At 69.1% G+C, this 22,964-nt stretch carries 21 protein-coding genes; 7 read left to right on the top strand and 14 right to left on the bottom strand.

The window, feature by feature from the left end; translation table 11 throughout:
* Nucleotides 1-19: 19 nt before the first annotated feature.
* The 4 genes from JOD54_RS06960 to pheA all read right to left on the bottom strand — a co-directional run bounded on the left by JOD54_RS06960 (nt 20) and on the right by pheA (nt 3,474).
* A complete protein-coding gene (locus JOD54_RS06960; RefSeq protein WP_204449739.1) occupies nt 20-829 on the bottom strand; it encodes an ABC transporter permease in 810 nt (269 codons plus the stop codon).
* Nucleotides 826-1,839: an ATP-binding cassette domain-containing protein gene (locus JOD54_RS06955; protein ID WP_204449738.1), complete on the bottom strand. Its 1,014-nt coding sequence runs from the start codon at nt 1,837-1,839 to the stop codon at nt 826-828. Before JOD54_RS06955 ends, JOD54_RS06960 begins: the two co-directional genes overlap by 4 nt.
* 112 nt (nt 1,840-1,951) lie before the next feature.
* Nucleotides 1,952-2,560, bottom strand: coding sequence for a histidine phosphatase family protein (locus JOD54_RS06950; RefSeq protein ID WP_204449737.1), 609 nt, complete (start codon nt 2,558-2,560; stop codon nt 1,952-1,954).
* Nucleotides 2,557-3,474 (bottom strand): prephenate dehydratase, encoded by a 918-nt coding sequence (gene pheA, locus JOD54_RS06945; protein ID WP_204449736.1) that lies wholly within the window; start codon nt 3,472-3,474, stop codon nt 2,557-2,559. The genes JOD54_RS06950 and pheA overlap by 4 nt, the downstream gene beginning before the upstream one ends.
* A 120-nt stretch (nt 3,475-3,594) precedes the next feature.
* Here pheA and JOD54_RS06940 point away from each other — a divergent pair, with 120 nt between their 5' ends.
* The 3 genes from JOD54_RS06940 (at nt 3,595) to JOD54_RS06930 (ending at nt 5,876) form a co-directional block, all read left to right on the top strand.
* Nucleotides 3,595-4,188 carry a macro domain-containing protein gene (locus JOD54_RS06940; protein WP_204456128.1) on the top strand — a complete coding sequence of 198 codons (594 nt, stop codon included), beginning with the start codon at nt 3,595-3,597 and terminating at the stop codon, nt 4,186-4,188.
* Between the two features lie 128 nt (nt 4,189-4,316).
* The gene (gene coaA, locus JOD54_RS06935; RefSeq protein ID WP_204449735.1) at nt 4,317-5,246 is read left to right on the top strand and encodes a type I pantothenate kinase; all 930 of its coding nucleotides are present in this window, start codon (nt 4,317-4,319) and stop codon (nt 5,244-5,246) included.
* A 6-nt stretch (nt 5,247-5,252) separates the two neighbouring features.
* Entirely contained in the window at nt 5,253-5,876 is a 624-nt protein-coding gene (locus JOD54_RS06930) for a response regulator (RefSeq protein ID WP_307860518.1), read from the top strand.
* A 280-nt stretch (nt 5,877-6,156) separates the two neighbouring features.
* On the opposite strand, the gene JOD54_RS06925 is transcribed toward JOD54_RS06930, so the two are convergent.
* The 6 genes from JOD54_RS06925 to JOD54_RS06905 all read right to left on the bottom strand — a co-directional run bounded on the left by JOD54_RS06925 (nt 6,157) and on the right by JOD54_RS06905 (nt 14,737).
* Nucleotides 6,157-7,020 carry an IS3 family transposase gene (locus JOD54_RS06925; RefSeq protein ID WP_372440260.1) on the bottom strand — a complete coding sequence of 288 codons (864 nt, stop codon included), beginning with the start codon at nt 7,018-7,020 and terminating at the stop codon, nt 6,157-6,159.
* Between the two features lie 26 nt (nt 7,021-7,046).
* Nucleotides 7,047-7,379 (bottom strand): transposase, encoded by a 333-nt coding sequence (locus JOD54_RS35950; RefSeq protein WP_372440273.1) that lies wholly within the window; start codon nt 7,377-7,379, stop codon nt 7,047-7,049.
* Nucleotides 7,380-7,978: 599 nt separating this feature from the next.
* Entirely contained in the window at nt 7,979-9,103 is a 1,125-nt protein-coding gene (locus JOD54_RS06920) for a GAF domain-containing sensor histidine kinase (RefSeq protein ID WP_204449732.1), read from the bottom strand.
* A 13-nt stretch (nt 9,104-9,116) separates the two neighbouring features.
* Nucleotides 9,117-12,254, bottom strand: coding sequence for a thiol reductant ABC exporter subunit CydC (cydC, locus tag JOD54_RS06915; RefSeq protein WP_204449731.1), 3,138 nt, complete (start codon nt 12,252-12,254; stop codon nt 9,117-9,119).
* A complete protein-coding gene (gene cydB / locus JOD54_RS06910; RefSeq protein WP_204449730.1) occupies nt 12,251-13,258 on the bottom strand; it encodes a cytochrome d ubiquinol oxidase subunit II in 1,008 nt (335 codons plus the stop codon). The genes cydC and cydB overlap by 4 nt, the downstream gene beginning before the upstream one ends.
* A 9-nt stretch (nt 13,259-13,267) precedes the next feature.
* Nucleotides 13,268-14,737 (bottom strand): cytochrome ubiquinol oxidase subunit I, encoded by a 1,470-nt coding sequence (locus JOD54_RS06905; protein WP_204456127.1) that lies wholly within the window; start codon nt 14,735-14,737, stop codon nt 13,268-13,270.
* A gap of 147 nt (nt 14,738-14,884) precedes the next feature.
* Between JOD54_RS06905 and JOD54_RS06900 the strand changes: the two genes are divergently transcribed.
* Nucleotides 14,885-15,481, top strand: a complete 597-nt coding sequence (locus JOD54_RS06900) for a TMEM165/GDT1 family protein (RefSeq protein ID WP_372440272.1) — start codon at nt 14,885-14,887, stop codon at nt 15,479-15,481.
* Between the two features lie 17 nt (nt 15,482-15,498).
* Here the strand turns inward: JOD54_RS06900 and JOD54_RS06895 are convergent, their stop codons facing one another.
* From JOD54_RS06895 to JOD54_RS06885, 3 genes are read right to left on the bottom strand one after another with little or no spacing between them, the layout of a single operon-like run.
* A complete protein-coding gene (locus JOD54_RS06895) occupies nt 15,499-16,128 on the bottom strand; it encodes a helix-turn-helix domain-containing protein (protein WP_204449729.1) in 630 nt (209 codons plus the stop codon).
* A gap of 51 nt (nt 16,129-16,179) precedes the next feature.
* Entirely contained in the window at nt 16,180-17,376 is a 1,197-nt protein-coding gene (fahA, locus tag JOD54_RS06890) for a fumarylacetoacetase (protein ID WP_204449728.1), read from the bottom strand.
* Complete coding sequence (locus JOD54_RS06885) at nt 17,373-18,239, bottom strand: DUF488 family protein (RefSeq protein ID WP_307859871.1); 867 nt, start codon at nt 18,237-18,239, stop codon at nt 17,373-17,375. Before JOD54_RS06885 ends, fahA begins: the two co-directional genes overlap by 4 nt.
* 105 nt (nt 18,240-18,344) lie before the next feature.
* Between JOD54_RS06885 and JOD54_RS06880 the strand changes: the two genes are divergently transcribed.
* The gene (locus JOD54_RS06880) at nt 18,345-19,520 is read left to right on the top strand and encodes a homogentisate 1,2-dioxygenase (RefSeq protein WP_204449727.1); all 1,176 of its coding nucleotides are present in this window, start codon (nt 18,345-18,347) and stop codon (nt 19,518-19,520) included.
* A gap of 148 nt (nt 19,521-19,668) precedes the next feature.
* Nucleotides 19,669-20,220 carry a hypothetical protein gene (locus JOD54_RS06875; RefSeq protein ID WP_204449726.1) on the top strand — a complete coding sequence of 184 codons (552 nt, stop codon included), beginning with the start codon at nt 19,669-19,671 and terminating at the stop codon, nt 20,218-20,220.
* Here the strand turns inward: JOD54_RS06875 and JOD54_RS06870 are convergent.
* Nucleotides 20,184-21,278 (bottom strand): hypothetical protein, encoded by a 1,095-nt coding sequence (locus tag JOD54_RS06870; RefSeq protein WP_204449725.1) that lies wholly within the window; start codon nt 21,276-21,278, stop codon nt 20,184-20,186. The genes JOD54_RS06875 and JOD54_RS06870 overlap by 37 nt on opposite strands.
* Before the next feature lie 114 nt (nt 21,279-21,392).
* Between JOD54_RS06870 and JOD54_RS06865 the strand changes: the two genes are divergently transcribed.
* A complete protein-coding gene (locus JOD54_RS06865) occupies nt 21,393-22,178 on the top strand; it encodes a DUF2470 domain-containing protein (RefSeq protein ID WP_204449724.1) in 786 nt (261 codons plus the stop codon).
* The last annotated feature ends 786 nt before the right edge of the window (nt 22,179-22,964 follow it).

Raw genomic sequence — 22,964 nt, 5'->3', positions numbered from 1 at the left:
GCGCGCCCCCGACCAGGGGTTACTTGCTGGCGACCTTGCGGTACTTGGCCACCGCGAGCGGCGCGAAGACCACCAGGATGACCACGCACGACAACATCGCGTAGAGCGCCGAGTGCTGCGCGGGCCACGCGTCCGACTGGCTCAGCACACCGGTGCGGGCCGTGTTGCCGAACAGGTCGCGCGCCGCGTCGGCGATCGCGGTGATCGGGTTCCACTCGGCGACGACCTTCAACGGCCCCGGCATGCTCGAGGCCGACACGAACGCCGACGAGATGAACGTGACCGGGAACATCCAGATGAAGCCCGCGCTCTGCGCCACCTGCACGCTGCCCGCAGCGAGACCGACGTACGCGCCGATCCAGGACATGGCGAACGAGAACAGCAGCAGCAACAGGTAGCCCAGGACCGCGTCCAGGAAACTGCCCCGGATCCGCCAGCCGACCAGCAGACCGCACAGCGACATGACCAGCAGACCGATGGCGCTGACCGCGAGGTCCGACGCCGTGCGGCCGACGAGCACCGCGGCCCTGGTCATCGGCAGCGACCGGAACCGGTCGATGACGCCCTTCTCCAGGTCGGCCGCCATGCCGATGGTCGTGTACGCCGAGTTGAACGCCACGGTCTGGGCGAAGATGCCGCCCATCAGGAACTCCCGGTAGGCACCCGGGTCGTCGCCGATGCTGTTGCCGAACACGAACGCGAACAGCAGCACGAACATGATCGGCTGCAGCGTCGCACCGAGCAGCAGGTCCGGCTGGCGGCGCACGTTCATCAGGTTGCGCCAGGTGACCACCCCGCTGTCGCGGGCACCTGCGGTGATGACGCTCATCGGGTCTTGGCCTTCTTCCTGCCCTTGGGGTCCGCCTCGGCGTCCTGCGGCTGCTCCTCGGCCACGTGGCCGGTGAGCGCGAGGAACACGTCGTCGAGCGTGGGACGGTGCAGCGCGACGTCGAGCACCGCGACGTTCTCCTGGTCGAGCCTGCGCAGCGCCTCGACCAGGGCCTTCGGGCCGGTGTCGACCTTGACGTGCACGCGGCGCTGGTTCTGGTCGGTGCCCGGCTCGTCCGAGCCGACCTCGCCCAGCACCCTGGCCGTGGTGGCCAGCTCGGCGGCGTCGGCGACCACGATCTCCAGGCGCTCACCGCCGACCTGGGCCTTGAGCTGGTCGGCGGTGCCGCCCGCGATGACCTTGCCGTGGTCGATCACCAGGATGGTGTTGGCCAGCTGGTCGGCCTCCTCCAGGTACTGGGTGGTCAGCAGGACCGTGGTCCCGTCGGCCACCAGCTCGCCGATGACCTCCCAGGTGTCGAGCCTGCCGCGCGGGTCGAGGCCCGTGGTCGGCTCGTCGAGCACGACGACGGCCGGTTCGGCCACGAGCGCGCCCGCGAGGTCGAGCCTGCGGCGCATACCGCCCGAGTAGGTCTTCGCGGGCCGGTCGCCCGCGTCGGTCAACCGGAACCGGGCGATGAGCTCCCTGGCGCGGCTGGTGGCGTCCGAGCGGGACATCCCGTACAGCCTGCCGACCATGTACAGGTTCTCGTAGCCGGTGAGGTGTTCGTCGACGGCCGCGTACTGACCGGACAGGCCGATCGAGCGGCGGACCGCGTCCGGGTCTTGGGTGACGTCGTGACCGGCCACGAACGCCCGGCCGGAGTCGGGTTTGAGCAGGGTTGTGAGGATGCGAACGGTGGTCGTCTTGCCAGCACCGTTGGGCCCGAGCAGGCCCAACACGGTTCCCGAAGGGATCTCCAGGTCGACACCGTCGAGGGCGCGGGTTGACCCGAAGGTCTTGACCAGCGCTTCCGCGCGCACAGCGATCGAGGACGCGGGCGGGGGCATGAGCCCTCCCATGACATAGTCCGAATGAGTACGCGGCGGAGGGTAGACCCACCCACCGACAACTCGCCGCGATTTACGCTAACCGGACCTTCCCCCACTTGGCCGCCGCGCGCTACAGGTCGACCCCGGTCCACTCCAGACAGTGCCACCCGGTCGGGCGAGGCTCGAGCAACACGTGCCCGGTGTTGGGCAGCAGCTTGGCGTTGGCGAGCTGGGCGCCGACGTTGTCCGCCAACCACTCCGCGCCGAGGCGGATGATCCCGCCGTGGCTGACGACGACGATCAACCCGCTGGGGTGGTTGGCCCGAATTCGCTCGATCGTGGCCAGGTAGCGACCTCTGATCTCCTCGCCGCTCTCACCACCGGGCATCGCGGCGGCGAGATCGCCCTGGGTCCAGCGGGTGTAGACCTCGCCGAAGCTGCGCAGGGCCGCCTCATCGGACCGCCCCTCCAGGTCGCCGACTTGCAGCTCGTGGAGACCTTCGACCACATCAACGCTGAGCCCGTGGCGCTTGGCGACCGGTTCCGCGGTCTGCTGCGCTCTTACGGCGACACTCGCGTAGACGGCCACGACCTGGTCTTCGGCGAGCCTGTCCGCGAGCGCGTTCGCCTGCCGCTGGCCCATGTCGGTAAGAGGCGGGCCGGGCGGGCGCGAGTCAAGGGCGTGCTTAAGGTTCGACGGGGTTTCGCCGTGGCGGGCCAGCAGTAAGCGGGCGGTCACGGCTCCTCACCGCGGAGCACCGCTGCGACCCACTTCGCGGAGATGTCGTAGTCATCAGCGCGGTTCGGCGCAGCGACCTCCGTGGCGTTGCCCTCCGCCTTGGGATAAGAGCCCAAGAACAGCACCCGCTGACTACGCCGATGAAGCGCGCCTAGAGCGTCGGCGACCCTGGGCTCGGCGATGTGGCCGTCGAAGTCCAGGTAGAACCGGTACTCACCGAAGCGGTTGCGCTGGGGGCGGGACTCGATGCGGGTGAGGTTGATGCCGCGGCTGGCCAACTCGTTGAGCACCGCGGCGAGCTCGCCCGGCTCGTGGGACAGGACCACGATCACCGAGGTGCGGTCGGCGCCGGTGGGCTGCGGCAGCTTCTCCGGGCGGGCCAGCAGGAGGAACCGGGTGATCGCGTCGCGCTCGTCGGCGACATCGGTGGCCAGGACGTCGAGCGGGTAGTGCTCCGCGGCGACCGGCGCGGTCACGGCGGCGTCGAACTCGCCGGACTGCACGCCGACCGCGGCCCCAGCCGTCGAAGAAGCCGCGCGGCGGGCCGCGGCGGGCATCGTCTCCTGGATCCAGCGCTCGACCTGGGCCAACGCGTGCGGGTGGCTGGCGATCGACCGCACATCAGCGGCCTTCACCCCGGGGCGCACCAAGATCGAGAACCGGATCGGCAGCAGGTGCTCGGCCAACGCGACCACTGGGGGGGCGTCCGCGGCGAGGGTGTCCATGGCGGCGGAGACGGCACCCTCGACCGAGTTCTCGATCGGGACGCACGCGAGCTCCGCGAGACCGGACCGCACCGCGCCCACCGCGTCCGGGATCGTCGGCATGGGCAGGAAGTCCGCATCGGGGGCCAGCGCCCTGGCGGCCTGTTCGGTGAAGGTCCCCTTGGGTCCGAAGTACGCGGTGGTCGGCACGCGGACCACAGTACGCAGGCCCCGACACCGCGCGGAGATGTGGCGGTTACCAAACGGCGGTTACCCCGGGTGTCCCCCGGATGCCATGCTGGAACCGTGACCGCGGATTCGGAGACCGGTATGGCAGCGGCTACCCGCTCCCGCTCCGGTGAGCTCGACCTGGTCCTATGCGCGGTGAGTGAATCGCTCGCGTCGGCCTGGGAAACTGCCGCTGAAGGCAGGCCGCACATCCGTGTCCATCGTGGATCGGTACTAGAGGTCGACGCCGACGCCGTTGTGTCACCGGCGAACTCTTACGGCTGGATGCGCGGCGGCGTCGATGCCGTCTACGCGGCCAACTTCCCCTCTATAGAGCAGCGCGTCCGCAGCGCCGTCTTGGCGTACCACGGCGGAGAACTGCCGGTGGGTGAAGCACTGATCGTGCCTACTGACGTCTCGCGGCCGCCCTGGCTCATCACGGCACCGACCATGAAGGAGCCCGCGCAGGCTCTTGCGGCACAGACCGTTCACCCGTACTTGGCCGCGCGGGCGGTTTTCCGGCTGTGGCGCGACGGGGCACTCGACAGCGGCTCGCCGGTGCGCAACGCGGTGGGGACCATCGCCATGCCGGGCCTGGGAACCGGCGTCGGCGGGGTGCCGCCGCAGGTGTGCGCCCGGCAGCTGGCGGCCGCGTGGGACGCCGTGTTCGAGCCGGGCAGTGTTGCACGAACCTGATGTTCGCGGCGACGTCATGTGCGCCACACCCGTTGTCCCCCGATCGGTGCATTCCGTCACAGCGCGAACCAGCCCTCAGCACCTACGTTGACTCCCGTACACCCATTCCGGCGCGAGGGAGCCCCGAGATGGCGCGGGTCCGTGAGCTGAGTCCGTACGTGGAGCTGCGCCGTGAGCAATGGCGTGAGCTCCGCGAATCGACGCCGCTGCCTCTTACCCTCGACGAGCTGGTCGCGCTAAGAGGCCTCGGCGACCCCGTCGACCTCGACGAGGTGGTGGACGTCTACCTGCCACTGTCGCGTCTGATCTCGCTCCAGGTGGCCGCGCGGCAGCGGCTCTACAACACGACCGTGGAGTTCCTGGGCGAAGACAGGGCGGCGAAGGTGCCGTTCGTGATCGGCATCGCGGGCAGTGTCGCGGTGGGCAAGTCCACGACGGCTCGGCTGCTGCGCCTGCTGCTGGCCCGCTGGCCCGACCACCCCCACGTCGACCTGGTGACCACCGACGGCTTCCTGTTCCCCCGCGCGGAGCTCGACCGGCGGAACCTGATGAGCCGCAAGGGCTTCCCGGAGAGCTACGACCGCCGGGCCCTGCTGCGGTTTGTGTCCGAGGTGAAGGCAGGCGCCGACGAGGTCCGCGCGCCGGTGTACTCGCACCTGGCGTACGACATCCTGCCGGACCAGGAACAGGTTGTACGCAGGCCAGACATCCTCATCGTCGAAGGCCTCAACGTCCTGCAACCCGCCGCCCGCCTCGCCGTCTCCGACCTGTTCGACTTCTCCATCTACGTCGACGCGCACACCGACGACATCGAACGCTGGTACATCGAACGCTTCCTGGCGCTGCGCAGCACCGCCTTCGCCGACCCGGCCTCGCACTTCCACCACTACGCGGCGCTGACGGACGCCGAGGCGGTCGGCGAGGCTGCCGGACTGTGGCAGAAGATCAACGGGCCCAACCTGGTGCAGAACATCCTGCCCACCCGGCCCCGAGCCACCCTCGTCCTGCGCAAAGGCGCCGACCACCGGATCACCCGCGTCCGACTCCGTAAGCTCTGACCCGTGATCCGCGTCCTGCTCGTCGACGACCACGAAGTGGTGCGGCGGGGACTGCGCGACCTGCTCTCGAGTGAGGACGGGATCGCGGTGGTCGCCCAGGCGGGTGGCGTTGGGGAGGCGTTGGCGGTCGCGGGGTCGCTTTCGGTGGATGTCGCGGTGGTGGACATGCGGCTGCCGGACGGGGACGGGGTGTCGTTGTGCCGGTCGCTGCGGGCGTTGGAACCGGCGCCTGCTTGCCTGGTGCTGACGGCGTTCGACGACGAGGCGGCGCTGGTCGAGGCGATCATGGCGGGGGCGGCTGGGTACCTGCTCAAGCAGGTGCGGGGGCAGGACCTGGTCAACGCGGTGCGGGAGGTGGCGGCGGGGCGGTCGCTGCTGGATCCGGTGACTACGGCGCGGGTGCTGGATCGGATGCGGCGGAGCGCGGAGACGGATGAGCTGGCGGGGCTGACGGAGCGGGAACGGGAAGTGCTCGCGTTGGTGGGCGAGGGCATGTCGAATCGGGAGATCGCTGAGCGGCTGTTTTTGGCCGAGAAGACGGTGAAGAATCACGTGACGTCGGTGCTGGCGAAGCTGGGGATGTCGCGGCGGACACAGGCGGTGGCGTGGTTCGCGCGGCGTCGCGGGTAAGCGCTGGTCTCTTGTTTCGGCTTCGCCGTCGGATCGTCGCCTCGGCTGCGCCATCGGGCCCGGTCGCGAGTTAACTGCCAGCTCGATGTGGTGGACCTGTTTTGCGTGGGGCCCCTACGACAGTCGTGGCAGGACCGCAAAGCAGGGGCCGAAAAGCGTGGCCCTGTCCGCGCAGGAACGCTACGACTGCCGCCACCCCACACAAAACAGGTCCACCCCATCGAGCAGATGGCACCAGTGAGGAGCCGCGCGGTTTCCGGACAGGGGATCAACTGTCTATTCAAGCGGCGATTTGTTGGTTCTTGTGTTCGATGTATACCTCGTGCGGTGGGCGGTAGCCTATCGCTGAGTGAAGTCGTCGGCGATTATACCAGAACTCGATGTAGCGAGTGATGTGCTGCCGGGCTTCGTCTCGGGTGGAGTAAGCCATCCGGTTGACGCATTCGTTTTTGAGTGTGCCGAAGAACGATTCGGCCATCGCGTTGTCGAAACAGATTCCGGTTCGCCCTGCTGATTGCTTCAACCGGAGGCTGGTGAGGACGTTGTGGTACTCGGTGGACATGTAATTGCTGCCGCGGTCGCTGTGAAATATCGCACCGTCGGCGAGTGGGCGGTTTCGGGCCGCGTTGCGGATAGCGCGGCTGATGAGCGGTGTCTGGTAGTTGTCGTCCATCGCGTAGCCGATCACTTCTTTCGTGCAGCAATCCAGCACGGTGGCCAGGTAAAGCCAGCCTTCCATCGTGGGAACGTAGGTGATGTCGCCGACCAGCTTGCGTCCCGGCGCGGGCGCGGTGAAGTCACGGCCGACCAGGTCGCCCACCGGCGCGGCCGCCGCGGTGGTCAGCCCGAACCGCCGGGGCCTTGGCTGGCAGGGAACCAGCCCCAGTTCACGCATGAGGTGCCGGACCAGTTCAACACCCACGCACACGCCTGCCCGCCGCAACTGGGCATGGACCCGCCGGTGGCCGTAAGTCGAGTCCGAGGCCTCGAACGCGTCCCGGATAAACGCTTTCAGCTCCTCTCGCCGTCGCGCGGTGGCCGATTCCGCCCGGCCGCGCCATTCGTAGTAGCCGGACCTGGAAACGTCGAGCAGTCGGCACATGAACAGGACGGGATACGCGTACTTCGCAGGTTCAAGTCGCATCGTTTCGATGAACTCGTACTTGCTGACTACTCGGCATCCTTCGCGAAGTACGCTGCGGCTTTTTTCAGGAAAGACACTTCCATCTCGAGTTCGCGGTTACGGCGTTCCAACTCTCGTAGTCGCGCTCGTTCGTCCGTTGCCAACGGCTCCGACACGGCGACGGCCGAGTCCGCACCTTGTTCCCGCTCATAGCTCCGCACCCATACACGCAGTGTCTCCGAGTTCATATTCAACTCTCGCGCCGTCTCGGCGATCGGCCGTTTCGACCGCAACGCCATCTGAACTGCTTCCTCACGAAACTCCGGCGAGTACGGACTCCGATGGGCCACGTGCACTCCCTCAACTTCCCGACAGGACATATCTTACTGGGTTCCTGTCCGGAAACCTCGAGGCCCCTCACCAGCGACTTCCGGGGGCGGTGGTCGGGCTGGCGGGGTCGACTCGGTGGGTTGAGTTGGGTGGGTTGGCTCGGTGGGCTGGGGTGGCACCGCCGACTTGTGGGAGCGGCGGCCGGGCTGGCGGGGCTGGCTCGGTGGGCTGGGTTGGCACCAGCGGCTTCCGGGGGTCGGCTCGCCTTCGGCATTGCGACACGGACCCGTGGTGGTCCGGTGTGCTCGATGGGGCGAACTTGGTTTGCGCGGGGCCCCTGCGCCACCCGTGGCAGGACCGCAAAAGCCGGGGCCGAAAAGCATGGCCCTGCAGCGAGGCAAGGCTACGGGCACCGCTCCCCCACACAAACCAAGTCCGCCCCATCGAGCAGTTAGGTGGGCGGCTTCCTCGGAGCGGTGGCTGAGTTGGGTGGGCTGGCTCGGGGGGGTTGGCCTGGCACCAGCGGCTTCTGGGAGCGGTGGCCAGGGGGGCGGGGCTGACTCGGCGGGCTGGGTTGGGTGGGCTGACTCGGTGGGTTGGCCTGGCACCGGCGACTTGTGGGAGCGGTGGCGGGGCTGGCTCGGCGGCGCTAGGTGGGGAGGGGGACTTCCCAGGTGACGGTGGTGCCGGTTCGGGGGGAGGAGCGGACTTGGCAGGTACCGCCGGATTGGGTGGCTCGGGATTTTAGGTTGTTGAGGCCTCGGTGGGTTACGCCCTCGGGGATGCCGCAGCCGTCGTCGGCGACTGTTAGGCGGAGGGTGGGGCCTTGGCGGTGGAGGTGGACTGCTACTCGGAGGGCTCCGGCGTGGCGGACCACGTTTGATAGGGACTCGCGGAGGGCGGCTCGGATGTGGTCGGCGAGGGCTGGGGGGATGGTGGTCAGGTCGCCGGTTATGTGCAGGGTGGGTTCGAAGCCCAGGAGTTCGCGGGCGGTGGCCACCTCGGCTCGGGCGGACTCCGCGAGGTCTGCGGTGGGGTGCTCGGGGTCTGGGTTGCGCAGGGTCCGAACCACCGAGCGGACGTCGGCTATGGCGGCGTCCAACTGATCTACAGCATCGGCCAGGCGGGTGGAGTCGGCTTTGGCGAGCTTGCGGGCCGGGCGGCGGGACAAGAGGTCTAGCTGCATGCCCGCCGCATAGAGGCGTTGGATGATGACGTCGTGTAGGTCTCGGGCTATGCGTTCGCGCTCTTCATAGAGGCCGACGCGTTCGTGGGCGTTGCGGCCTTCGGCTAGGACTAGGACCAACCCGGCCTGCGCGGCGAAGGCGGTAAGAACCTCGACCGTGCCGTTGGTGAAGGGCTTGGCTCCTCGGCGGCGGTAGACGGTCAGGGCGCCTAGGCGGGACTCGCGGGTGCCGAAGGGGGCCGCGGCGAAGGGGCCGTAGACGTTGAGTTCGCGGGGGACGTAAGGGGCTGTTCGCGGGTCCGTGATCACGTCTTCCGCGACGATGGGGACGCCGCCTCTGGCGACTCTTGCGGCGGAGGACCTAGGCGAGAGCACCAGGCCTACTGCGTTTTGGGCGCCATGGGCGGCCTCGACGGTAAGAGAGCCGTCGTCGTTGCCGGTCATTACTAGGCCCAGGTCTGCTTCCGCGAGCTCTGCGGCTGCGCGCACGACTAGGTGCAGCACCGCCTCAGGGTCCTGCCCGGACAGCGCGGCCGTGGCGATCTCGGTGGACGCGGTGAGGGTCCGCGCGGCAAGTGTGGGGTCCATGGGGACCATCAGGCTAAGCCCTCACAAGTGCGCGGGCGGTGCCGTTGGTGACCTCTACGACATGGTCGGCCCGGGTGGCCTCCTCGGCGCGGTGAGTGATGTGGACGACGGTCTTGCCCGCGAGTGCCACGTGGAGGGTGTCCAAGACTTGATTGGCGGTGGGGATGTCCAGGTGGGCGGTGGGTTCGTCGAGGACGATCAGGTCCGCGTCGGCCAGGAGAGCTCGAGCCAGGGCGATGCGCTGAGCCTCGCCGCCCGAGGTGGTGGGCGCCTGGGTGTCCAGGGGAAGGTCCAGGCCCGCGGTGGCCAGGGCGTCCTTCAACTCCTCGTCGGTGGCGGTGGGGGCGGCGAGCTTGAGGTTCTCGCGGATGGTGGTCGCGGCGAGCATGGGGTCTTGGGGGCACCAGGCGACCGTGGGCGGGCGGGTGAGCGTTCCCGTCTCTGGCGGCAAGAAGCCCAAGAGCAGCGCAGCGAGGGTCGACTTGCCCGCGCCAGAGGGGCCGACGATGGCGGTGTGGGTGCCTGCGGGGATGTGCAGGTCGAGGTTGTGGAGGGCGGGGCAGGTGGCACCGGGCCAGCGGGCAGTGACGCTCGTTAGGCGCACCGAGTCGCTGGGGGTCCAAGCCTCGGCGGGGGCGGGTGGGGCCGCCTCTAGTGCTGCGATGCGTGCGTAGGCAGCGCGTAGTGGCGCTAGGTGGGTGACGGCCAGAGGCAGGAGGGAAAGGACCTCGGCCAGGGCTAGAGGCACTAGGGCGACGATGGGGATCAGCACCGGGTCTAGGCCGACTGCCAGGAAGGTGCTGGCAACGGTGGCCGCGCCCAGCAAGAGGGTGATCAGAGCCTGGCCAGCACCCGCAGCGAATGCCTGCCTCTTGGCGCGTGCGACGAGAGCCGTGTCGGCTGCAGCTAGGTCTGCACGAGCGGCGGTGTGCCTGTCGAAGGCAATCAGGTCTGCCGCACAGGTGAGGAGCGTAAGGATGCCCGCCGCGACCGTGCGCCTGCCTTCGGACAGGGCGGCCGTGGCGTGGCGTTCCGCGACGAGCGAGACAAGGGGGGCCGCGAGGCCCGCTAGGAGTACGGCGATGGCTAGGGCGAGACCCGCGCTGGGAAGGATCGCGGTCTGGACGACCACGGCAACGACGCACGCGCCTATAGCGACCAGAGGCGGGACAAGGACGCGGGGAGTCAGGTCGCGGACCGTGTCGACATCGTTGATGAAGCGTCGGAGGCCCTCGCCCTGACGGAGGTTGAGCGAGCGGGCTGGGCCTAGGCGTACAAGCGCTTGCCATAGGCGGACCCGCAGGTCACCGGCAGTGCGAAAGACAGCGTCATGGACGGCTAGGCGCTCGGTGTAGCGGAGGGTCGCGCGGGCCAGGCCGAAGGCGCGGACACCGACGACCGCCACCGACAGGGTGAGGATCGGGGGCTGCTGGGCGGCCTTGGCGATCAGCCAGGCGGACAACGCGGCCAGCAGGACCCCGCACACCAGCGAGGCCGAACCCAGCGCGGCGCCGAGGAGCATTCGGGGGTTGATCAAGCCGCGCAGGGCACGAGGGCGTGCCTCAACCTCCGCCTCGACGTCCGCCGGGGTACGCACTTCGGGCTCGGCTTCGGCGGCGGCGACCGCCCGGTGGGTGGCCAGGATGACCGCGATCCCCCGTGCGGCCGCGCGCTCGATGGTGGCCATGACCTGGGCGGCGGTGGCGGGGTCGAGGTGTGCGGTCGGCTCGTCGAGCAGGAGCAGGCGGGTGCCGGGCCGGGCCAAGGCGCGCAGCAGAGCGACTCGCTGCCGCTCCCCCGCCGATAGTTCTACAATCCTACGATTCAACAAGTGAACAATCCCGAGCTCACTCGCGAGCGCGACATCGTCGACCTCGTCGGCGACGACGACTGAGGCGAACTCGGGACGCTGCGGCACCCAAGTGACGATTTGACGCCATGTCGACAAATCAACATCGGCCAGGGGAGTGCCGTCGACGAGCACCGAGCCCTCGAACGCGACGAACCCCAGCAACGCGGCGAAGGTCGTCGACTTGCCCGCACCACTCGGCGACCCGAGCCGCGCGATCTCCCCAGGCCGCACCACCAGCGACAGCCCGTCCGGCGCGTACCGATCACGCCGCTGGACCCGTAGCCCTTCGATCCGCAGCTCGTTGAACCGGTCCACGCGGGTGCCGCCCGCCGCAGCGACGACCGGGATCTCCGCGACCCGCCGGATCGCCTCCAGCCCGTCCTCGCTCGCGTGGTGAGCAGCTCCAGCGGCCCTTAGCGGCAGGTAGCACTCAGGGACCACGATCAGTACGAACAACCCCACTGCCAACGTGAGGTCACCGCCGACCAACCGCAGGCCGATCACGACCGCGACAAGGGCCACCGACAGCGTCGCGATGAGCTCTAGGACCAAGGCCGACGAAAACGCCACTCTTAGTACGCCGAGAGTGCTGCGCCGATGGGCTTCCGACACGACCCGGACCGCCTCGGCCTGAGCTGACGCGCGACGAAACGCGGTAAGAACCGGCAACGCGCGCACGAGCTCCAGCAGCTGCCCCGACAGCCGCTCAGTTGCACGAGCCGCTGGGCTTACGCGGTCTTCGGTGTAGCGGCCGATGACGATGGCGAACAGGGGGATCAGCGGCACCGTAAGAGCCACCACCACCGCAGAAGGCCAGTCCACGAACAAGATGGACGCGCCCACGCCTAGTGGCACCACGGCAGCGGTGACGAGCGCAGGGAGGTACACACCGAAGTACGCGTCCAGCGCGTCGAGACCCCGGGTGGCCAAGGCAGTCAACTCCCCTGCCCCGCGCGAAGAGATCCACTCAGGCCCCAGGGCCAGCGCCCGGTCCAGGGTGATCGCCCGCAGCTCCTCCTTCGCACCTGCCGCTGCGCGCGCTGCGACGATCTGCGTCGCCCACCCCAGCAACGACCGCGCGACCACTGCGCCTGCCAGCACGGCCAACATCCGCGACGAGTAAGAGGTCAACACCAGCGCAAGAGCCCACGCCTGCACGACCAGCGCAACAGCGTTGAGCACGGCCAACCCGCCGCACAGGGCCAATGCCCGGCGCGCTGACGGGGACAACCCCGGCAGCGCGCCGAGCGGGCCTCTCCCGGACCGACTGGCGGGTCGGGACTGTCCGGAAGAGCTCATGGGACGTGCACCGGCGGGATGTGCGCGGTGCTGACCCGCTTGCGGAAGACCCAGTAGGTCCACCCCTGGTAGATGAGGACGGCAGGTGTGCCGAACAGCGCCACCCAGCTCATGACCTCCAGCGTGTACGGGCTGGAGGCCGTGTCCGCGACGGTCAGCGAGTACGCGGGATCCAGAGTGGACGGAAGTACGTTCGGGTAGAGCGCACCGAACAAGGCCACCACGGTCGCCACTACGGCCGCGCCCAGCGCCGCGAACGCCTGTCCTTCCCTACCCGCTGACAACCGCTCAAAGGCAAGCGCGGCAGCGACTAGAACAACCCCCACCGCTGCCCAGGTCCACCATGCGCCCGAGTGCAGCTGCACCAACACCAGCAGAGCGGCCAATGGCAGCAGCGCCCATGGCCCTACGCGACTGGCGAACGCACGAGCCCGATGCCGGATGTCACCGTCGGTCTTCAGCGCGATGAACACTGCGCCGTGCACCAAGGCGAACCCGACAAGCGCTACCGCGCCCAGCAGCGACTCGGCGGTGATGGCCGCGAACGGTGACCCCACGCGGTTGCCATTGGCGTCAAGAGGCAGTCCGAACACCGTAGTGGAGATGAGAAGTCCTACGCCGAGAGCGGCCACGAGCGATCCGGTGGTGATGATCCTGTCCCACGTGCGGCGCCAGCGGTCCGAGTCGACCTTCCCCCGGTACTCGAAGGCGACACCGCGGCCGATAAGAGCCACCAGGAACAGAACCAGCGGGAGGTAGGTGCCGCTGAACAGCGAGGCGTACCAACCGGGGAAGGCCGCGAAGGTGGCGCCACCGGCGACGAGCAGCCACACCTCGTTGCCGTCCCACACCGGGCCAATGGTGTTGATCATGACCCGGCGCTCGGTGTTGTCCTTGGCCAGGACGGGCAACAGCATGCCGACGCCGAAGTCGAAGCCTTCGAGGAAGATGTAGCCCAGCCACAGCAGGGCGATCACGCAGAACCACACGTCCGCGAGTTCCACAGTGGACTCCTAGTACGCGAAGGCGAGCTGGTCGTTGTCGGTCTTGTCCGGTGGCTTCGGCGGCATGACCCCGGCGACGCCACCGCGGACGTACTTGGCGATGAGGAACACCTCGACCACCGCGAGCGCCCCGTAGACCAGGGTCAGCGCGATCAACGACGTCCACACCTCACCGGTGGTCAACCCGGACACCCCGCGCGCGGTGAACATCCACACACCGTCCACCCCGGACGGGTTGGGCACCACCACGAACGGCTGACGCCCCATCTCGGTGAAGATCCAGCCGAAGCTGTTGGCCAGGAACGGGGTCGCGATCCCGGCGAGCGCGGCGATCGGGAACCACCTGCCGCGCGGGATCCGCCCACGTCGGGTCACCCACAGCACCCCGACCGCGGCCAGCGCGGCCAGCGCGCCGAAGCCGATCATCAGCCGGAAGCCCCAGTAGGTGACCGGCAGGTTGGGCACGTAGTCGATCGGCTTGCCGGACAGTTCACCCAGCCGGTCGTCCACCGGGTAGTTGGCGCCGTAGCGGTCGCGGTACTCCTGGACCAGGTCCTCGATGCCGCGCACCTCACTGCTGAAGTCGTTGTGCGCCAGGAACGACAGCAGCGCGGGCACCGTGATCGACTTGACGTTCTCGCAGTCGGGCCTGGTCAGGTCGCCGATCGCGAAGACCGAGAAACTCGCGGGCTGCTCGGTGTGGCACAGCGCCTCGGCGGCGGCCATCTTCATCGGCTGCTGCTCGAACATCAGCTTGCCCTGCAGGTCACCGGTGATCGCCAACGCGGTGAACGCCACCACCCCGACCCAGCCGCCGTAGCGCACCGACGACCGCCACACCGGCCCGTCGTCATCGCGGCGGCGCCACAGGTGCCAGCTGCCGATGCCGACCAGGAAGGCCCCGGCCACGGCGAAACAACCGGCCACAGCGTGCGGGATCGCGGCCAGCGCGGTGTTGTTCGTCAGCACCGCCCAGATCGAGGTCAGCCTCGGCCTGCCGTCGACCAGCTCCACGCCCACCGGGTGCTGCATCCACGAGTTCGCGGCCAGGATGAAGTACGCCGAGGCGATCGTGGCCAGGCTGAACGCCCAGGCGCAGGCCAGGTGCACCCGTTTGGGCAGCCGGTCCCAGCCGAAGATCCACAGCCCCAGGAAGGTGGACTCGACGAAGAAGGCGACCAGGCCCTCCATGGCCAGCGGCGCGCCGAACACGTCGCCGACGAAGCGGGAGTACTCGCTCCACGCCATGCCGAACTGGAACTCCTGCACGATCCCGGTCACCACGCCCATGGCGAAGTTGACCAGCAACAACTTGCCCCAGAACTTGGTCATCCGCAGGTACTTCTCGTCGCCGGTGCGGACCCACGCGGTCTGCATCCCGGCGACCAGCACCGCCAAGCCGATCGTCAGCGGCACCATCAGAAAGTGGTAGACGGTGGTGATCCCGAACTGCCACCGCGCCAACTCCAGAACGTCCACGGTCAACAGTTTCGGCCTATAGGCGACGAAATCGCAGGTTCGCGAGTCCTGTCCGGTCGGGACGTAGGTCCCGTGACCAGCTACACGTTCTGTGGCCTACCTGCGCGGGTACGCTCGACTGGCGCGAACGGGACGTGGAGGACAGTCGTGGGAAGTGCCCTGATCGCGTTCGCCAGTGCTTTCGCGCTGGTGCTCGCCGTCGAGCTGCCGGACAAGACGCTGGTGGCGACCCTGATCCTGACGACCCGCTACCGCGCGTGGCCGGTGTTCGTCGGGGTCAGCGCGGCGTTCGCGGTGCAATGCGTGATCGCCGCCGCCTTTGGCGGTGTGCTGACGCTACTGCCCGACCAAGTGGTGGCGGGCGTAGTGGCCGTCCTGTTCGCCCTTGGCGCGTTCCTGCTGCTGCGGGAAGGGTTCGCCAAGCAGGACGAAGAGGTCACCGACGCCGAAGAGGCCAACCCGACCGTGTCGTTCTGGCGGGCGGCGCTGACCTCGTTCGGCGTGCTGTTCGCCGCCGAGTGGGGCGACGCCTCGCAGATCGCCACAGCGGGCCTCTCGGCTCGCTATGAAGAGCCCGTCTGGGTCGGTCTCGGCGCGTGGGTGGCTCTAGTACTCGTCGCGGGGATCGCCGTGCTCGTGGGGCGCAAGATCGCCGAGCGCATCAAGCCGCACCTGATCCAGCGGGTGGCCGGAGTGGTGTTCGCCGGATTCGCGCTGTTCGCCGCCTACGAAGCGATCTTCTGATCCCTAGGAACCACGGGCTACCGTAGCGACTCGGCGATGATGGCAGCGGCAGCGATCACCTTCGGCCCTACGACCATGCCGTCCAAGGGCTCGAAGGTGACAACACCCACGCTCGCGCGTAGGTCGAGCACCCCGCGAACCGGTGCCGCTATCCCGTAGGCGCCGGGCTGCAGCTCGCCGACCGAGCCCAACCAGCCCGGCTCACCCGGGCGCATCGTGATCGCCTTACCTGCGGCGCCCTTGTGTAGCGGGTGACGAGTGCCTACGCGGTACGCCACGTGGTAGGTGGTCCACGAGGGCTCGACCACGGCAACCGCCTGGGCCTCGTCGCCGTCGGCGACCGTCAAGTGAGCGGTCGCGCCTACTGCCTCGGCGAGCTCCCGCAGCGCCGGGAGGGCCGCGACCCGCAACTGCGGGGCGACCTTCGCGGCGAGCTGGAGTAAACCGAGGCCGAGGCGGACCTTGGAGCCCTCACGCCGGACAAGACCGCGCGCCTGCAACGGCACGAGCAGCCGGTACACAGCGGCCCGGCTCGCGCCTATAGCCGCTGCCAGGTCGCTTATGGTCGGCGCCTCGGTGTCCGAGTCGGCCACTGCCTGCAGCAACGCCAGGCCGCGGTCGAGGGTGAGCGAACTCTCCTTGGCCACCGGGACCGGCTGTCGGGTAACCGGTCCCGTCGACCGTATGCCGGGCACTGGTCAGTCCCCCGCGGCCAGGATGGTCCCGGTCACCTCGGACAAGCCGATGACAGAACCGCCGGGGCCCGGCGCGGTCGCGGTGATGACCACGGTGTCGCCGTCCTGCAGGAAGGTGCGCTCGCTGCCGTCATCGAGGGTGATCGGCTCCTTGCCGCCCCAGCTCAGCTCCAGGAACGAGCCGCGCTGGTGCTTCTCAGGGCCGGAGATGGTGCCGGAGGCGAACAGGTCCCCCGCGCGCACGGTGGCGCCGTTGACGGTCATGTGCGCGAGCTGCTGCGCGAACGAGAACGCCATCCCCGCGAAGTCGGGCTTGGACACGAGGGTGCCGTTCCACCACACCTGGAGCTGGATGTCCAAGCCCCAGTGGGTGTCCTCGACCAGGTAGTCCAACCGGGGGTGACCGGGGTCGGGCACCTCGACGCGGGCGGCGGCGAAGGCCTCCAGCGGGGTGATCCAGGCGCCGATGGAGGTCGCGAACGACTTGCCCAGGTGCGGGCCCAGCGGCACGTACTCCCAGGCCTGGATGTCGCGGGCGGACCAGTCGTTGACCACGGCCACGCCGAACACGTGGTCCGCGGCGGCCGAGGTGGACACGCGGCGCGCGGTCGGCCCGCCGCACACGAAACCGATCTCGGCCTCGATGTCCAGGCGGACGCTGGGACCGAAGACCGGGCCGTCGTCGCCCTTGCGCTGCCCGTGCGGGCGCTCGACGTCGGTGCCGGAGACGACGACGGTGCCGGAGCGGCCGTTGTACCCGACGGGCAGGTGGCTCCAGTTGGGGAAGATCGGGTCGGTGTCGGGCCGGAAGATGCGGCCGACGTTCTCGGCGTGGTTGCGCGACGAGTAGAAGTCCACGTAGTCGCCGACGGTGAACGGCAGCCGGGTCTTGGTCTCCGACAGCGGCAAGAGCACCGCCCCGTCCGGCGCGGCGGTGGCCTTCACCAGCTCGGTGAGCCTCGCCCGCAGCGCCGACCACGCGGGCCGACCAGCGGCGAGCAGCGGGTCCAGCGAGTCCGCGGCCACCAGCTCGGCCAGCTCCGCGGTGAACTCGTCCGCGATGGGCCTCAGCGGCAACGCGTGGTCACCGACGCGCACGGCGACGGCAGGGCACTCGGCGGTCTCCACGACGCCGTAGGGCAGCGTCTGGGGGCCGAAGGGCTTGTCCTCGGCGAACGCGGGGTCGTCGATCCAGCTCACAGCAGGCCCAGCCCTTCCAGGTCCTCCACCGGCTCGCTCAGCGAGCACGATCCGTACGAACCGAAGACCGCCCGGACCGCGTGCGCGGCCTGGTCGGACAACTCGGCGGCCTCGGCGGCGAGCACGGCGCCGTCGGTCTCCGACAGCGCACCGCGCACATCCCCGCCCGAGAGCAGCCGCGAGGTCGCAACCAGCAGGTTCAGGAAGCCGTGGTGCTCGAAGCCGGTCTCGTGGTCGGTGTGGCGGACCGCGTTGTGCAGGCCCGCGGTCGCCTTGAAGGACGCCTCACCCCGGCTGATGACGGCCAAGAAGTCGGCCACCTCGTCCACGCTGGGGAACGCCTCGCGGCTGAGACCGCCGCAGCGGATCTTGGGCCAGCTGCCGTGGTCGACCACGCGGCGGATGCCGTCGAGCCACTCCTGGCCGCCCCGGCGCGGCTCCACCACGCGGATGACGTCCTCGGGCACGAACTCGTTGACCCGCTCCAGCCACACGTCGTCGACGTCGGCGGGGGCGGGCATCTCGACCATCCGCAGCGCGAGCAGCTCGGCCCGCGACTCCACGATCGAGAGCGCCTTGGGCACCCCGCCGAGACCGGTGTCGATCACCAGCGAGAGGGCCACCGGCTTGGCAGGCTTGGCCTTCACCAGCTCGGTGATCAGCTCGGGTAGGCGGGAGGCGTTGCACAGGAACAGGCCCATCACGCCCGCGCGCTCGCCCTCACGCCCGGCGAGGTGCATGCGCACCGCGTCCGGCATGGGCGCGTTGCCCGGCGGGAACAGGGCCGCGTCGTCGACAAGCCGCGCGAACAGCGGCGGGATGCCGCGCGGACCGGGCGCTGGGAGGGGAGCTGCGCTTGACACGGCTGACACGCTAGTAGCGTACCGCCAACTGAACAAAGATGTCCGCTAGACGAACAAGTTCGGCGAACATCACAGCTAGGGTCCTGAGAGGTTTTCGGAGGAGCAATGCCGCACTACCGGCGCGTTGGGGACATCCCCCGCAAGAGGCACACCCAGTTCCGCTCACCGGAGGGGAAGCTCTACGCCGAGGAGCTGATGGGGGTCGAGGGGTTCTCCTCCGACTCCGCGCTGCTCTACCACCGGCACCTCCCGACAGCGATCGTCAACGCCGAGGTCGTCGAGGACTTCCGCGGCAAGCTGGTGCCCAACCACCCGCTCAAGCCGCGGCACTTCCGCACCCAGGACCTCAAGTTCGGCGCCGACACCGACGCCGTGACCGGCCGCAGGACCCTCTTCGGCAACTCGGACGTCATCATCGGCTTCGCCATCGCGTCCGCGCCCAGCCCGCTCTACCGCAACGCGGTCGGCGATGAGCTGTTCTACGTCCAGGGGGGCAGCGGCACCGTAGAGACCGTCTACGGCGCCCTAGAGGTGTCCGACGGCGACTACCTGGTCATCCCCACCTCGACCACCTACCGCGTCGTGCCCAACGGCGAGATGCGGCTCTACATCGTCGAGGCGTCAGGCCACATCGGGCCGCCTAAGCGCTACCTGTCGAACAAGGGCCAGTTCCTCGAGCACTCGCCGTACTGCGAGCGCGACCAGAGGGGCCCGACGGAGCCCCTGCTCGTCGAGGGCGAGGACGTCGAGGTGCTCGTGCGGCACAGGGCGGGCCTAACGCGGTTCACCTACGCCAACCACCCGTTCGACGTCGTGGGCTGGGACGGCTGCCTCTACCCGTGGGTGTTCCACATCAACGACTTCGAGCCCATCACCGGCCGGGTCCACCAGCCGCCGCCCGTGCACCAGACCTTCGAGGGCCCGAACTTCGTGGTCTGCTCGTTCATGCCGCGCAAGGTCGACTACCACCCCGACGCGATCCCGGTGCCCTACAACCACGCGAACGTCGACTCCGACGAGCTGATGTTCTACGTGGGGGGCAACTACGAGGCCCGCAAGGGCTCGGGCATCGGCATCGGGTCGCTGTCGCTGCACCCGAGCGGGTTCACCCACGGCCCGCAGCCCGGCGCCGCCGAGGCGTCGATCGGCGCGGACTACTTCGACGAGACCGCGGTGATGGTCGACACCTTCCGACCGCTGGACCTGGGCGAGGCCGCCGCCGACAGCGAGGACCCGCGGTACGCCTGGAGCTGGAGCAAGCGCGGCCCCGACTGGAGCTGATTCGATTGTGGTGGGGCGGCATTCTCATTTGAATGCCGCCCCATCTCGCATTGTCCGCAAATCACCAACCAACGCCGGGGTCGCAATTGGAGGGTGTTTCCCCCTAGGATCTTGGCCCTGTCCTGGCTGGGTGGTTAAAGGGTGGGCAATGGGCTACACGAGAGAACTGGCCGATCCGTGGGGGATCCTGCTCGCGGCGAGCGCGGCGTGCGTCGCCTGGGCGATCCACCTGCCCGCGTGGATGACCGTGGGGGTCGGCCTCGTCGTGCTCGGCGGCCGGGCGGGCATCGCCCACGTGATCAAGGAACCCGAGGTCCCGGTGCCCGCGATCGAGCCGGACTCCGCTGAGGACGTCTGGTTGCGACGGTTCCAGGTGGCCAGAGGTGAGTTCGACCCGCGGCTGGAACAGACGCTTGACCTGCTGGAGCGCATCCTGCGCCGGTTCGCGGTGCGGGCATCGGCGATCGTGCGGGTCGAGGTGGCCGCCGACGACGTCGACGAACTCGAGCGGCTCACCACCACCTACAACACGCTGATCAGCGAGTTGGCCGCCGCAGTGAGCGGGGTCGAGGAGCTCGTCGGCGCCGAAGAGATCACCGACGAGCTCGACGAGATCAAGGCGACCGCCCTGGCGACCGAACGGGCCACCCGCGGCTGGATGGATCAGGAACCGAACTCGGCGCGGCTGAGGAATGGATAGCCGGGGATTCCGGCGGCCATCCGCTTTCCCGCGGTTGGCGTCCCCGCAACCCACAGTTTCCCGGTAGCCGCGATATTCGCCCGAACCGCGTGAACCGCGCGCGGAAGTGTCACTGGCACAATGCGGCCATCCGGCAGCGTCGCCTGCGCGGTGACCGTCGCCCGGCCCACCCGAGTCGGCTCCGGCAGCTCTACCTGCACCGACTTCCAGGGACCCGCGGACAACAGCCTGTCCATCTTCGCCCAGTACAGCGCCTTGTAGAGCCGCCAGCCGAAGAACCCGGCGATGATGAGCGTGCCCACGAAGACGCCCACGGCGAGCCCCACCTGATCGGACCGGACGCCGCGCTTAAGCAGGTCGACCACTACGAAGCCCGCGAACGCCAAGAGGACGACGGGCGCCACCATGTCCGTGCGCGACCTCTTACGCGGTGTGGCGATCACCTTGGCGAGGACAGCGTCACCAGAGGCCAGGGACGCGCGGGTTGGGTCGGGCTGGTCGACAGTGATCTCGTAGCCGCTCGACAGGTCTGTCTGGGTCACTCGGGCTTGGCCTAGAGGTAGCGCCAGGCCGCTAGAGCGGATGGCGACCCACCCCTTGTCGTCCGGCCCTACCAGCCAGATCTTGCCGGTGCGGGCGAGGATCTGCTGCGCCGCCCACGGCAGCGCGGGCGCCAAGAGGCTCACAGACGTCCCGTCTGCCTCTTGGACCACCAGCTTCGCGCGAGGAAAGCCCCTGCTCGGCCTATAGACCTTGACCGATGCCGCCCGCCACGGCTGCTCCCGGAGCAGGCGCCCGGCGGGACCGATCCAGAAACCGGTGATGATCACGGCCAGGATCGCGGTGATCACGAACGCGAGCGCGCCGATGGTCAGCACCGCGATCCCGATCCAACCCCCACCCGCCGAGGCCACCCAGACGGCCGGGACGGCGAAGACGGCGGCGGCCAGCGGCAGCCCGATCAACGGCAGGCGGAGCGCGGTCAGCGCCTTGGCGGTGGCCAGGTCCTCGACCGCGGGCGTGTCGGTCGGTGGTGCGACCGCGGGTGCCTCGCTCATGTACCCCTCCAGGTGGTGGACGGGCGCAGCGTAGCCAGTTCGTGGGATCCCGGTCCGACGACTTCCCAGCGGGGCCGCCCGCAAGTTAGGGTGACCTAACTCAGGAGGTGAGCCGTGAGCAGAACGGACGCACCACGTCCGCCAGCCCCGCACCCGGCCGAACGCGCGCGCACCATCGCCGCACTCGGCGGGCGCGCCACGCTGGTCCCGGCCGCCGACCAGGGCCAAGCCGACCGGGTCGTCCCCCTGCTGCACCACGTGCACGCCGACAGCTCGGTGAGCGTCCTCCTACCCTCCGACCACGAACTCGTCGGCTCCGCGTGGCAAGCCCCGCGCGGCGAACTGGCCACGATGGTCGAACTCGCGGACACGGCGCCGGTGCCGCTGCGGGAACCGGTCCGCGGACTGCTGTGGATCACGGGGTGGCTGCGCGCGTTGGGGGATGACGAGGCGCGTGATCTTGCGGTGCGGATCGCCGAGGAGCGTCCGGATCCGCGGTTGCTGGATCTGGGGCATGGTGCAGCTTTGTTGCGGTTGATGCCCGCGTCGCTGGTGCTGGCGGATGCGGAGGGGTCGCACTCGGTGGCCGTGGAGGCGTTCGCGCAGGCGTCGCCGGATCCGTTCGCGTCGTTTGAGGCGGGGTGGCTGCGGCACTTGGAGCTCTCGCACACGGACGTGGTGGGGGCGCTGGTGCGGCATTTGCCGGAGGACCTGCGTGGGGGGCACGTGCGGCCGTTGGGGCTGGATCGGTTCGGGCTGCGGCTGCGGGTTGAGGCGATTGATGCGGATCACGATGTGCGGTTGGCGTTCTCGCGGCCGGTGAGTGATCCGAGTGAGTTGAGTGCGGAGTTGCGGCGGCTGGTGGGGTGTCCGTTCCTCGCTAGTCGGCATGGGGGGTAGGACGGTTCGGCTCGGCTCGTCGCTTCGCGCCTTGCGCTGGGTCCGCGATTTGAGTGCAGGCTCGATGTGGTGGACCTGTTTTGCGTGGGGCCCCTACGACAGCCGTGGCAGGACCGCAAAGCTGGGGCCGAAAAGCGTGGCCCTGTCCGCGCGATAACGCTACGACTGCCGCTCCCCCACACAAAACAGGTCCACCCCATCGAGCAGATGGCACCAGCGACTTCCGGGAGCGGTGGTCGAGTTGGGTGGGTTGGCTCGGTGGGCTGGGGTGGCACCGGCGGCTTCTGGGAGCGGCGGCCAGGGTGGCGGGGCTGGCTCGGCGGGCTGGGTTGGGTGGGCTGACTCGGTGGGTTGGGGTGGCACCGGCGACTTGTGGGAGCGGTGGCCGGGCTGGCGGGGCTGACCCGGTGGGTTGGGTTCGGGTGGGTTGGCTCGGTGGGCTGGAACCGGCGACTTCTGCGAGCGATGGCTGGATTCGGTGGTCGGAGTCGGGGTGTTGGGGTGGCACGCCTGCTTCTGGGGGGCGGTGGCCGGGTTGGCGAGGTTCACTCGGCGGGCTGGGTTGGTACCAGCGATTCCCGGGAGCGGTGGCCGGAGCTGACTCGTTGGGCTGAGCTGGCACCAGGAGCCTCCGAGCGTGGTTGAGCTGGCGGGGTTCACTCGGTGAGCTGAGTTAGCACCGACAACTCCGGGATTGGATCGGCCAGCCGCTCTGGCACTCCTGCTTCCAGGAGCGGCCGTGAGCGGGGTGTCGTCCGCACCTTGGTCAGCTCGCACGCCCACCAA

It is taken from the genome of Actinokineospora baliensis, from assembly GCF_016907695.1.
Taxonomy (GTDB): Bacteria; Actinomycetota; Actinomycetes; order Mycobacteriales; family Pseudonocardiaceae; genus Actinokineospora; species Actinokineospora baliensis.
This window is presented reverse-complemented; position numbering and strand designations above follow the sequence as displayed.